At 66.0% G+C, this 11,705-nt stretch carries 10 protein-coding genes; 5 read left to right on the forward strand and 5 right to left on the reverse strand.

Going from position 1 to position 11,705, the window contains the following annotated elements; genetic code table 11:
* Positions 1–222: 222 nt before the first annotated feature.
* Positions 223–2,379: a TonB-dependent receptor family protein gene (locus tag AC3WRI_RS24870; protein ID WP_492294272.1), complete on the forward strand. Its 2,157-nt coding sequence runs from the start codon at positions 223–225 to the stop codon at positions 2,377–2,379.
* A gap of 90 nt (positions 2,380–2,469) precedes the next feature.
* Here AC3WRI_RS24870 and AC3WRI_RS24875 read toward each other — a convergent pair whose 3' ends face one another.
* Positions 2,470–4,071, reverse strand: a complete 1,602-nt coding sequence (locus tag AC3WRI_RS24875; RefSeq protein WP_010811156.1) for a peptide chain release factor 3 — start codon at positions 4,069–4,071, stop codon at positions 2,470–2,472.
* Between the two features lie 173 nt (positions 4,072–4,244).
* Complete coding sequence (locus AC3WRI_RS24880) at positions 4,245–5,318, reverse strand: YihY/virulence factor BrkB family protein (protein WP_011617967.1); 1,074 nt, start codon at positions 5,316–5,318, stop codon at positions 4,245–4,247.
* A 102-nt stretch (positions 5,319–5,420) separates the two neighbouring features.
* Here AC3WRI_RS24880 and AC3WRI_RS24885 point away from each other — a divergent pair, with 102 nt between their 5' ends.
* From AC3WRI_RS24885 to AC3WRI_RS24895, 3 genes are all read left to right on the forward strand, one after another.
* Positions 5,421–5,615, forward strand: a complete 195-nt coding sequence (locus AC3WRI_RS24885; RefSeq protein WP_010811154.1) for a hypothetical protein — start codon at positions 5,421–5,423, stop codon at positions 5,613–5,615.
* 416 nt (positions 5,616–6,031) lie between these two features.
* A complete protein-coding gene (locus AC3WRI_RS24890; RefSeq protein ID WP_231881471.1) occupies positions 6,032–6,256 on the forward strand; it encodes a hypothetical protein in 225 nt (74 codons plus the stop codon).
* A gap of 146 nt (positions 6,257–6,402) precedes the next feature.
* Positions 6,403–6,792 (forward strand): hypothetical protein, encoded by a 390-nt coding sequence (locus tag AC3WRI_RS24895; protein ID WP_492294274.1) that lies wholly within the window; start codon positions 6,403–6,405, stop codon positions 6,790–6,792.
* 113 nt (positions 6,793–6,905) lie between these two features.
* On the opposite strand, the gene AC3WRI_RS24900 is transcribed toward AC3WRI_RS24895, so the two are convergent.
* From AC3WRI_RS24900 to AC3WRI_RS24910, 3 genes are all read right to left on the reverse strand, one after another.
* Entirely contained in the window at positions 6,906–8,273 is a 1,368-nt protein-coding gene (locus tag AC3WRI_RS24900) for a sigma-54 dependent transcriptional regulator (RefSeq protein WP_058697707.1), read from the reverse strand.
* 125 nt (positions 8,274–8,398) lie between these two features.
* Positions 8,399–8,869, reverse strand: coding sequence for a hypothetical protein (locus AC3WRI_RS24905; RefSeq protein WP_011617970.1), 471 nt, complete (start codon positions 8,867–8,869; stop codon positions 8,399–8,401).
* A 699-nt stretch (positions 8,870–9,568) separates the two neighbouring features.
* Positions 9,569–10,945: an NCS2 family permease gene (locus tag AC3WRI_RS24910; protein WP_010811150.1), complete on the reverse strand. Its 1,377-nt coding sequence runs from the start codon at positions 10,943–10,945 to the stop codon at positions 9,569–9,571.
* 418 nt (positions 10,946–11,363) lie between these two features.
* Here AC3WRI_RS24910 and AC3WRI_RS24915 point away from each other — a divergent pair, with 418 nt between their 5' ends.
* Positions 11,364–11,567 carry a cold-shock protein gene (locus AC3WRI_RS24915; RefSeq protein ID WP_010811149.1) on the forward strand — a complete coding sequence of 68 codons (204 nt, stop codon included), beginning with the start codon at positions 11,364–11,366 and terminating at the stop codon, positions 11,565–11,567.
* Positions 11,568–11,705: the final 138 nt, after the last annotated feature.

An 11,705-nucleotide genomic window follows, 5' to 3' on the forward strand; every position in this document is an offset into this window, starting at 1 on the left:
GCCCACACGCGCACACCTATCGAAAAAAATGTTAGTAATTCACCTCTTTTAGGTGTCCGGACGTCTGCACATTGATGCACATAAACCACAATCCCGGGCGGCGGGTGCTGGCCGTTTCGCTTCTGAGAATCACTCGCATTTATAATCTCGGCCCATTGGCGCGGCCGCCCACGACGTCCCTCCCCTTGGCTTGCGGAACGCGCTGCTTCTCAGGAATCCATCTTGCAGCCCGCTTTCCGCCTTTCCGGGGGTGCCATCGGCGCCGCCCTGCTGTTCGCCCAGTTTGCCGCCCTGCCGGCCCACGCCGCTGATCCCGCGCCTGCCGCCAACCCCGAAGCCACGCTGAACGCCGTCACCGTGGTCGGCAACTGGCTGGAGAACGCCAACGAGGCCAAGGTGCTGGAGCATCCCGGCGCGCGTACCATCGTCGACCGCGAGACCTTCCAGGAAGCCGGCGCCAACAACGTGCGCGAGGTGCTGCGTCGCATCCCCGGCGTGCAGGTGCAGGAGAACAACGGCACCGGCGGCAGCGATGTCTCGCTCAACGTGGGCGTGCGCGGGCTGACCTCGCGCCTGTCGCCGCGCTCGACCATCCTGATGGACGGCGTGCCGCTGGCAGTGGCGCCCTACGGCCAGCCGCAGCTGTCGATGGCGCCGTTGTCGCTGGGCAACCTGGAAACCATCGACGTGGTGCGCGGCGCCGGCTCGGTGCGCTACGGCCCGCAGAACGTGGGCGGCATCATCAACTTCGTGACGCGCCCGATACCGAAGACCTTCGCGGCCGATGCGTCGGTGTCGACCGACATCTACAGCCACGGCGGCAGCGTCAAGACCAACCCGACCGCATTCATCGGCGGCACCAACGACAACGGCCTGGGCGGCGCGCTGCTGTACTCGGGCATCCATGGCAACGGCTATCGCAAGAGCAACGACCACGTCAATATCGACGACCTGATGCTAAAGGGCGCGTACCGGATCTCGAAGACCGATGAACTGAGCGCGGCCTTCCACTACTACGAGGGCAGGGCCGGCATGCCCGGCGGCCTGACTTCGGCCCAGTATGCGGCCGACCCGTTCCAGTCGGTGCGGCCCTACGACAATTTCGACGGCCGCCGCAGCGACTTCAGCCTGAAGTACAGCCACAACGACAATAACCGCAAGTTCGAGGTGCTGACGTACTACACCGACAGCTTCCGCGGCAGCAACATCGAGCAGCAAGGCACCGGCACGCAGGCCAACCTGCGCCGCCTGACCGCGGCCCCGCGCAATTACCACACGTTCGCGTTCGAGCCGCGCTACTCGCAGCTGTTCCGCGGCGAGAGCATGAGCCACGAGGTCAGCGTCGGCTACCGCTTCCTGCGCGAAGCCAGCGACGAAAAGGCATCGCGCACGCTGTTCTACACCCCGGGCACCATCGATCCGACCACGCTGCGCTCGCCGGTGTACCAGTCGCGCACGGGCGGCACCACCGCCAATGCGGTCTATATCGACGACACCATCAACGTCGGCAGCTGGACCATCACGCCGGGCCTGCGCTATGAGTTCATCCGATCGTATGTGACCGACAACTTCACCGGCGCTCGCAATGACGTCTCGTCCAACGAGCCGCTGCCGTCGCTGGCGGTGATGTACCACGTCAGCGACCAGTGGAAGCTGTTCGCCAACGCCGGCGTTTCGTTCGGCCCGCTGCAGTACTTCCAGATCGCGCAGACCACCAACGGCCTGACGCCCGAGAAGGCCAAGACGTATGAGGTCGGCACGCACTTCAACGCCAACGGCTGGGGCGGCGAGCTGACGCTGTTCAATATCGATTTCGACGACGAGCTGCAACTGCGCGGCGGCACCGGCGGCGCGCCGGACGCGTGGACCAACCTCGGCGCCACCACCCACCGTGGCGTGGAATCGTCGCTGCGCTATGACTTCGGCGCGCTCGACAAGTCGCTGGCCGGCCTGTCGGCATACGCCACCTACACCTTCACCGAAGCCACCTACAACCAGGGCAACTTCGCCGGGCGCGACCTGCCGTTCTATTCGCGCCACGTGGCCACCGTAGGCATGCGCTATGCGCGCAACCGCTGGGCACTCAATGTCGATGGCTTCGCGCAGTCGAAACAGCGTTCGCCGGGCGATCCGAGCACGTCGACCAACTACCAGACGGCGGAAAGCGCAAACGGTGCGCTGGGCGATATCCCGGGTTATGCGCTGCTGAACATGCGGCTGGGCTATGACTTCGGCAAGTCGGCGCAGAATCTGAAGGTGGCGGTTGGGGTGAAGAACGTGTTCGACAAGCGCTATTTCACGCGCTCGACCGACAACAATGCGGGCAAGTATGTGGGGATGCCGCGGACGTTCTATATCCAGGCGTCACTGGCGTATTGAGGCGAAATCAGGCTGAGGGGGTGCTCCCCTCAGGTAGCAAAACGGCTCGCAGTTGCGAGCCGTTTTTGCTTTTGCAGCTTTAGTACGCGATCAAACGATCTCGCGCGTCTCCATGAACTGCAGCTCCGGGAACCGCTCCTGTGTCAGGCGCAGGTTCACCATGCTCGGCGCCAGATAGACATGGTCGCCCGCGCCATCGAGCGCCACGTTATGCCCCGCCTTGGCGATCAGCTTCTCGATCTCCGCGGGCGTGCCCTTGAGCCAGCGCGCGGTCGCGCATTCATGCGATTCGAAAATGGCATCGACGCCGTACTCGTGCTCGAGCCGGTGCGCGACCACGTCGAACTGCAGGATACCGACCGCGCCCAGCACCAGGTCGTTAGAAGCAAGCGGGCGGAACATCTGTGTGGCGCCCTCCTCGGCCAGCTGCTGCAAGCCCTTCTGCAACTGCTTGACCTTGAGCGGGTTGTTCAGGCGCGCGCGGCGGAAGAACTCTGGCGCGAACGACGGGATGCCGGTGAACTTGAGCGGCTCGCCCTCGGTGAAGACATCGCCCAGGCGGATGGTGCCGTGGTTGGGCACGCCGATGATGTCGCCGGCATAGGCTTCTTCGGTGGTGTTGCGGTCCTGCGCCATGAAGGTGATGGCGTTGTTGATCGCCACGGTCTTGCCGGCGGACACGTGCAGCAGCTTCATGCCGCGCTCGAAACGGCCCGAGCACACGCGCACGAAGGCGATGCGGTCGCGGTGGCGCGGGTCCATATTGGCCTGGATCTTGAAGACGAAGCCGGTGAACTTGGGCTCCTGCGGCTCAACCACGCGCGAATCCGTGTTGCGCGCCAGCGGCGGCGGCGACAGCTCGCACAGCGCATCCAGCAGCGACTGCACGCCGAAGTTGTTGATGGCCGAACCAAAGTAGACCGGGGTCTGCTTGCCGTTGAGGAACGCGTCCTTGTCGAAGGTGTGCGAGGCACCGCGCACCAGCTCGATCTCGATGCGCAGCTCTTCGGCCTGGCTGCCCAGGATGCGGTCCAGCTCCGGGTTGTCCAGCCCGTCCAGGATCGCGGCCGTGCCCTTCTCGCCGTGCGGATCGAACAGCTGGACCTTGTCGTTGATCAGGTGGTACACGCCGCGGAAGGCCTTGCCCATGCCGATCGGCCAGGTCATCGGCGCGCACTGGATCTGCAGCACCTCCTCGATTTCGTCAAGCAGCTCGATCGGCGAACGGCCTTCGCGGTCGAGCTTGTTGATGAAGGTGAGGATGGGCGTGTCGCGCAGGCGGCAGACGTTGAGCAGCTTGATGGTCTGCGCTTCCACGCCGTTGACCGAGTCGATCACCATTACCGCGGAGTCCACCGCGGTCAGCGTGCGGTAGGTGTCTTCAGAGAAGTCCTCGTGGCCCGGGGTGTCGAGCAGGTTGACGATGTTCTCCTGGGCCTTGCCATCGGCGGTCTCCCGGCGGTAGGGGAACTGCATCACCGACGAGGTCACCGAGATGCCGCGCTGCTTTTCCAGCTCCATCCAGTCCGAGGTGGCGTGGCGGTCGGCCTTGCGCGCGCGCACTTCGCCCGCGACCTGGATGGCGCCGCCGAACCACAGCAGCTTTTCGGTCAGGGTGGTCTTGCCCGCATCGGGGTGGGAGATGATGGCAAAGGTGCGTCGACGCGCAATTTCAGAAACGAGCGAGCTCACGGCAGCGGAGTTTGACTGGGAAATATTGGATGGCCCGGCGGGCGGCCGGGCCAGGGCCGGCAGCGCCCGCAGGCGATGGCGGGGCCGGGCTCTGCGGGCACGCGAAGGGAATGGGGCGCTATTTTACCGGTTTTGGGCACCGCTCCGGGTTTGTGGCGCCCAGGTGCGGCAAGTTATTCCGCCAGCTTCTCTGCCGGCTTGCCGCGCAGGCTGCCGAACTGCAGCGCGTACTGACGCGTCAGTTCCGCGCCGAAAAAGAAGATCTGTGCCGAGTAATACACCCATAGCATCAGCGCCACCACCGAGCCCGCGGCCCCGTACGAGGAGGCCACTGCGCTGTTGCCCAGGTACAGGCCGATCAGCCGCTTGCCGATCGAGAACAGCAAGGCTGTGATGACCGCGCCCATGGTGACGTCGCGCCAGGCAATGCGCGCATTGGGCAGCATCTTGAAGATCACCGCGAACAGCGCCGTCACCACGGCAAAGGAAAAGGCGGTGGAAAGCACATCGGCCACCGGCGCGAACCACGATTGCGTCCACAACTGGCCCCACAGGCGCTCAACCACGGCCAGCGCCGCATTGACGATCAGAGACACCAGCAGCATGAAGGCCAGCACCAGCACCAGGCTGAATGACAGCAGGCGCGTGCGCAGCAATTGCTGCCAGCCCGCCGTCTCGGGCACCGGCACATGCCAGATGTCGTCCAGGCTGCTCTTGAGCTCGGCAAAGGCACTCGTGGCGCCCACGAGCAGGATGCCCGTCGCCACCAGCGCCGCCATGCCGCTGCCGCCAGCGCGGTGCGTAGCCGCCAGGATTTCCTGGATGGCCGTGGCGCCTTGCTCGCCCACCAGGCCTTCAAGCTGCGAGAAAATCTCGCCGCGTGCGGCCTCGGCGCCGAAGAACAGGCCGGCGATCGAGATCACCAGCACCAGGATGGGCGCCAGCGAGAACAGCATGTAGAAGGAGAGCGCCGCCCCTTTGCTGGCCGCCCGATGCGCGAACCAGGAGTTGATGGCGGCAGCGACCACGCGCAGGGTGCGTGCGCCGGTATGGCGGTCCGGCAGCCAGTGCGGGCGATGCCTGCGGTGATGTGGCGCCGCGCTGCCGGCGGAAGAGGACTGGTGTTCGGTATTGTCGGTCACGGCCAGGTGCTGGCGCGATGCGCCAGGCGGATCGCGTGTGCGTTGCGCGTGCCTTCGCGGCGCGGTCTGTGCGGCGAAGGCCCGTGCGTTCATCATACTGCGCATTGCGCGCTGCCCCAAGCCGGCGCAGGGAGGCAACCTGCTACAGTAGGACCAGGCACACCTGCCGGCGCAACCCGTGCCTGCGCGCCGGCGCAAGGAGGCACCGTGACCTGCAACCTCCGCACGCGCCCTGCGGCCGTGCTACTGATCATCGGCATGCTGGGCTGCGCCGGCTGCGAACGCAGCCAGCCGGGCCCCAAGCCCATTTCCGGCGCGGCGGCCAGCGCCACCCCGGCCGCGCCCGCCACGCTCAATCCTCCCGACACACCAGCCGCGCCGGCATCGGGGCAACCACGCTGACGGCACCGCAGGACACTGACCGGGGCGTACCTGTTTCTGCGTGACCTATCGGCGGCCGGTGCAGGTGTTGCCGGGCCGCGTCAACTGCAACGCCGGTTTCAGGCGTGCAACGCGTTGCAAGAGCGCGCCTGCGGGCCTAGCGCAGCGCGTTATCCCGCACCCCGCGTACGCAACGGGCACCCGGCGCCGCACCAGCGCGGCCACCACGCGCGCCGCCGCGCGCATGGCGCGTTGCAGCGGCGAAACGGATTGGTCTGCCACCGCGCCCCAAGGCCTGCCCGCGCTCGTCCCTCATACCGCAAACCCGCGTGGCATAAGCCTTTGCGGCCCTTGGCACACTTGTCGCTCAGGCAAAACAGGGGCACATGGGCCCGTGCCCATGGAACCAGCCATTGCATGCAGGAGAAAACCCAGACATGCGTCATCCGCCATCACGCATGACGGCGCGCCGGCGCTCCTACCGGCTCGCGGGTCCGCCGCCGTCGGTGGTGGACCTGCTGTCGTCGCCACTGCTGCCCCATCCGCGGGCGCGTACGCCGCCCGCCACGCCGGCCGCGCAAGGCGCTGGCTGCGCAGCGACGGCCAGGCACGGAGTTGCCAGGGCTGCCTTCCGGCGCCACGCGGGCAAGCGGCGCGCGTGACCGCAGGCAGCATTGGCAACGCAGGATGTCGCGGCAGGCTGGCGCCGCGAACGGAATGATGGCGGGTACGCGAGCCAGCGTGCCCGCGCGGATTTGGTGCTCCGTCCCCCGGCGGGCACCGTTTTTTCCACAGGGAGGCACCCGCCATGACAGCCGGAATGCTTGCCGCCACGGTGCTGGCGGTGTTCTCAACCAGCGCCGCGGCGGCAAGCTATGCCTGGTTCGACCGCCCCGAAGCGGCCAGCGCCGACAGCCACGCGGCGGTCAGCAATGATGTTTACGTGCGCGGCTTTGGCTGGGCCTGGGGGGAACTGCGGCTTTCGCCGGACACGCCGTCCGGTGCCGCCACGTCAACGCCAGGGCGGCAAGCGCGCGACAAGCCGGAGCGCGGCGCGATCGTGCCGTGGCGCCAGCATGACGAGAACGGGCCGCCGCGCCAGCCGCGTGGCAAGCTCAGCATGAACCTTGCCGCCGAGCTGATGGATGCGGCCAGCGGCGAGTCCGGGGCCAGGCGGCCCCTGGCAGTGGTGCGCTGACGTGCCGACGGGCACGAGGAAAGGCGGAGCCGGCGGGCGGACGTCGCCTGTTCCCCTTTCCTGCGGCGCCTGGGATTGCGTCCGGCCTCCGGCAACCTGCGCCGGCTTGCCGCTTACTCGCCCGCAGTCACCTGACTCTCCACGCGGATGTTGTGCTTGTGCATGAGCCGGTACAGCGTCACGCGCGAGACATTGAGTTCGCGCGCGGCCGGCACCACGTGAAAGCCGTGGCTCGCCATCACGGTGCGGATGGCCTCGCGCTCGGCTTCTTCGCGGATCGCGTCAAGGGTCTTGCGCGGCAGCTCCGCCCCGCCGTGCAGCTGCAGGTCTTCGGCGGTGATCTTGCGGTTGTCGGTCATCACGATGGCGCGGCGCACGCGGTTGATCAGTTCGCGCACGTTGCCCGGCCACGCGTACTGCATCATTGCCTGCGTTGCGCAGGCCGAGAACCCGCGAATGCGCCGGTGGGCCTCGTGCCCGTGTTCGGCCAGCACCGCGTTGGCCAGCTGCAGGATGTCCTCGCCGCGCTCGCGCAGCGCCGGGATGGTCAGCGTCAGCACGCATAGCCGGTGGAACAGGTCGGAACGGAAGCGCCCGTCGGCCTGTGCCGCCACCAGGTCCACGTGCGTGGCCGAGATGATGCGCAGGTTCAGCGGGATCGACTGGTGCCCGCCCAGGCGGGTGATCATGCCCTGCTGCAGGAAACGCAGCAGCGCCACCTGGCTTTCCAGCGGCAGATCGCCGATCTCGTCGAGGAACAGCGTGCCGCCCTGCGCCTGCTCGATCCAGCCGATCTTGCGCTGGTTGGCGCCAGTGAACGCGCCCTTCTCATACCCGAACAGCTCGGACTGCACCAGGTGCGAGGGAATCGCACCGCAGTTGATGGCAATGAACGGTCCCTTGCGCCGGCTCGAGGCATCGTGGATCGCCTGCGCGGCGAGTTCCTTGCCGGTGCCGGACTCTCCGGAAATGAACACCGGTGCCTCGTTGTGCGCCACCTTGGCCAGCGAGCGGAACATCGCCCGCATCGCCGCGCACTCGCCGATCATGGTGCCGCGCGAGGCGGTCTCCTGCGGGCGCGTGCCGTGCAGCGACGCCATGCCCTGCGCATGCTTGAGCGTGTAGAGCAGTTCAGGCATCGAGAACGGCATGCGCACGTAGTCGACGCAGTAGTCGCGGATCAGCCGGCGCACGCGCTCCTGCGCCAGCATTTCATCGGAGGTGATGGCCACCCACGTAATGTGCAGGTACTGCAGTGCCTGTTCGAGTTGCGCGAACTCGGCATCGCTGTAGTCGGACTGCAGGTCGATCACGCCTGCCATGGGCGGGCAGGCCCGCACCACGCGTTCAAGGTCGCGAATCTGCTGGATCCGGCGGATTTCCCATCCCGTGGCTGTGCCAGACGGGTCAAAACCAAAATCTTCATGACGCGACACGACCACGATCTGTGCAGTGCGTGACGCCTTGCACAGTCGGTCCATCACGATCTCCCGGACGTTAGGCTTGTTCTTGGTTCGGGCACCCGTGTCCGCCGTCGCGGCCTGCAGCCGCGGCGGACGGTGGGGCTGAACTGGCTGCGGGCACGCACCCGCGCGCGACGTCGGTATCACGAGCTGGACAGACTGCGGAGTTGCTCATCGGGCGCGGCAAGATCGTCCGCACCCACCTGGAGCTGAGCGCGGATACGCCGCCGCACAGCCTCCTTTTCACGCATCAACTCCAGGCGCGGCGCCTGCTGCGACTGGCCGGAGTATTGGTAGTAGAGCGTCTTGTAGGTCTGTTGGCTCAGGATCCATTCCTGCAACAGCGTGCGCTGGCGTGTCAGTTCGCCTTCGAGCAGGCGATGGCGGCGCAGCAGGTTGGCCACGGCCGCGCGTGCGCTGTCGCTGAGTTCGCTGTCGTCGGCAAGCAGGGCGGCCACCTCGGCCGTCGCGCCATCTTGGACGGTCCGCTTGCTGGGTGCTTCGCCTGCGGCTTCCCCCACGGCAGCCCAGGCATGATGGATGGCTCGGATGGAGCGGTTATTAGTCTCCCTGACAGGCCCGATAGCGGGTCGCCGGATCTCTCCTGCGGTCATGATAATCCCCGTTGAACAACATCCCCCGGCACTACACGTCTGCGGTTACCACTTGTCAGTCTTTGAACTGGTTTTTTGTCTGCGTGGCGCGCGTGTTTCCCGCACGCTCCCGGATGGTGGCTATGCCGCCTTGTTGACGGTCTGGACCGAAATGTCCCCCGACTGGCGAACGGCGCTCAAGCGCTCTCGGTTGGCTCCGGCATCCTGCCGCATGCACCGGAGTCAAGAAGGGGCGCCTTGCCGCGCCCCTCTTTGCCACGTCTATAGTTCAGTGCATTTGGGGCACTTTGTCCAGCCCCGAGTGGGTGACTTACAGCCAATCTCATACTTTGGTATGAGGCCGCGCGCACACTGGCCGCCGGCCCGCGACCGGCACATTCCCAGCGGCCGGTGTCTGCATGCATGCTACGCAGAAACGGGTACGCTTTGACACCCCCGAACGGGTGATGGCAGCACCGTTGCGCGGGAATGGCAAGCCGTGCCGCATGCCGCGAGGGCGTGGCGGACTGTCACGCAGAAACAGGTACGCCCGGCCGGTGGACCCGCTCGCGCGGCACGCAGAAACGGGTACGGCTGGCGGGTGTCGGACGGCGCTACGGCGCCCGCCCGGCATCACGATGTCAATATCATGACAGCAGCGCACCATGGAAAAAGGGCGGCCCTGGCCGCCCTTCCTTCATCCCATGCCGGCTGGCGCGCTCAATGCCCTGGCAGGTAGTAGAACTTGAAGATGAACACCGCCGCGATGATCCACACCATCACGGGCACGCTGCGTGCGCGGCCGGTCAGCAGCTTGAGCGCCGCGTAGCTGATAAAGCCGAACGCAACGCCGTTGGCGACCGAGTACGTGAACGGCATGCCAAGCGCGGTCATCACCGCGGGCACGACTTCGGTGACGTCATTCCAGTCGATCTCCAGCAGCTCGCGCAACATCAGGCAGGACACATACAGCAACGCCGGCGCGGTGGCATAGGCCGGCACCGTGCCGGCCAGCGGCGCGATGAACAACGCCGCGAGGAACAGCACGGCCACCGTCACCGCCGTCAGTCCGGTGCGCCCGCCCGCCTGCACGCCGGATGCGCTTTCAATATACGCCGTGGTGGAAGACGTACCGAGGAACGAGCCCGCCATGATCGCGGTGCTGTCGGACATCAGCGCCTTGTTCAGCCGGTCCATTTTCCCGGCCTTGAGCAGGCCCGCGCGGTTGGCAACGCCCATCAGCGTGCCGGTGGCGTCGAACAACTCCACCAGGAAGAACACCAGCACCACGTTGATGATGCCGATCGACAGCGCGGCGGATATATCTAGCTTGAACAGCGTCGGGCCGAGCGACGGCGGCGCGGAGAACACGCCGTGGAAGGTATTGCCGGCAAACGCAAAGCTCAGCAGCGTGGTGAGCAGGATGCCGATCAGGATCGCGCCCTTCACCCGCAGATGATCCAGTGCCACGATCACGAAGAAACCGATGATCGCCAGCACGGCCGAAGGCTGGTGCAGGTCGCCGATGGTCACCAGCGTGGCCGGGCTGGCGGTGACGATGCCGGCGTTCTTCAGGGCGACAATCGCCAGGAACAGGCCGATGCCCGCGGTGATCGCCACCCGGATCGAATGCGGAATGCCATTGACGATCATCTCGCGCACGCGGAACAGCGTGACCAGCAGGAACAGGCAGCCGGAGATAAAGACCGCGCCGAGTGCCGCCTCCCATGCAAAGCCCATGCCCTTCACCACCGTATAGGCAAAGTACGCGTTCAGGCCCATGCCCGGCGCCATCGCGATCGGGTAGTTCGCGTAGAAACCCATGATCAGCGTGCCGATCGCCGCGGCCAGGCAGGTGGCGACGAACACCGCGTCTTTCGGCATGCCCGCATCGCCCAGGATCGACGGGTTGACGAAGATGATGTACGCCATCGTCAGGAACGTGGTGACGCCGGCGAGGATCTCGGTGCGTACATCGGTCTGGTGTTCGCGCAGCCTGAACAGGCGCTCGATCAGCGAAGGCGCGGCCTGTGGCTTGCCGTGCGGCGGATTGGCGGTTGACGTGCCCGGCTTGGAAGCGGGTTCCGGCATCGACATGACTGGTCTCCTGATATCGTTATCGTGTGCGCGGCGACAACAACGGCGCGGCCGCAGGTGGCTGGCTTCGGCCTGAAGCATCCCGCGACGCCCCGCTGGGCGGCGAGCGTACTCTGGTGCAGGCCGGCCCGCTTCGCCATGGCACAGGCGAATAAGCGATATGCAAAAGGCGTGATGATCCCACAGCGCGAACCGCTGAATCCAGCGCCGCCACGGGGGTGCTCCGGGGCGTCCCCGGCTTGACGCTTGCGGCAATCCCCCGTATAAAGCCGCCTAGATTCAAGCGACGAGGCAACAGTTCATTCGTTAGCCACCGTCTGGTACTTCGGTTGTCCATGGTGTCCTTTCCTTGAGTTCCCCGTGTCGGATGACGTTTTCGTCATGCGATGTTTTTTGTCCTTTTTCTGGAAAGCAAATCATGCAAACCGGTATCGTCAAGTGGTTCAACGACGCCAAGGGCTTCGGCTTCATCAAGCCGGACGCGGGTGGTGACGACCTCTTCGCCCATTTCTCGGAAATCCGCGCCGACGGCTTCAAGTCGCTGCAGGAAAACCAGCGCGTGCAGTTCGAAGTCAAGAATGGCCCGAAGGGCCTGCAGGCCGCGAACATCACCCCGCTGTAAGCATTGACTGCCGGCGCGCCCCGCGCGCGCCGAACAGCGTAGAACCCCGCCCATGGCGGGGTTTTTTGTTTTCAGGCGCGGATAGCGCGATTGGCGGTGCTGTCTGCGCCACCTTCATCACATCCCGGCCCCCGCCGC

This window comes from Cupriavidus sp. FW305-27 (assembly GCF_058787995.1).

Bases quoted from the DNA above. Each gene is read 5' to 3' on its own strand.
- AC3WRI_RS24880 (WP_011617967.1), bottom strand. From the start codon at position 5,318: ATGCGCAGTATGATGAACGCACGGGCCTTCGCCGCACAGACCGCGCCG.
- AC3WRI_RS24890 (WP_231881471.1), top strand. From the start codon at position 6,032: ATGCGTCATCCGCCATCACGCATGACGGCGCGCCGGCGCTCCTACCGG.
- AC3WRI_RS24895 (WP_492294274.1), top strand. From the start codon at position 6,403: ATGACAGCCGGAATGCTTGCCGCCACGGTGCTGGCGGTGTTCTCAACC.
- AC3WRI_RS24900 (WP_058697707.1), bottom strand. From the start codon at position 8,273: ATGGACCGACTGTGCAAGGCGTCACGCACTGCACAGATCGTGGTCGTG.
- AC3WRI_RS24905 (WP_011617970.1), bottom strand. From the start codon at position 8,869: ATGACCGCAGGAGAGATCCGGCGACCCGCTATCGGGCCTGTCAGGGAG.
- AC3WRI_RS24910 (WP_010811150.1), bottom strand. From the start codon at position 10,945: ATGTCGATGCCGGAACCCGCTTCCAAGCCGGGCACGTCAACCGCCAAT.
- AC3WRI_RS24915 (WP_010811149.1), top strand. From the start codon at position 11,364: ATGCAAACCGGTATCGTCAAGTGGTTCAACGACGCCAAGGGCTTCGGC.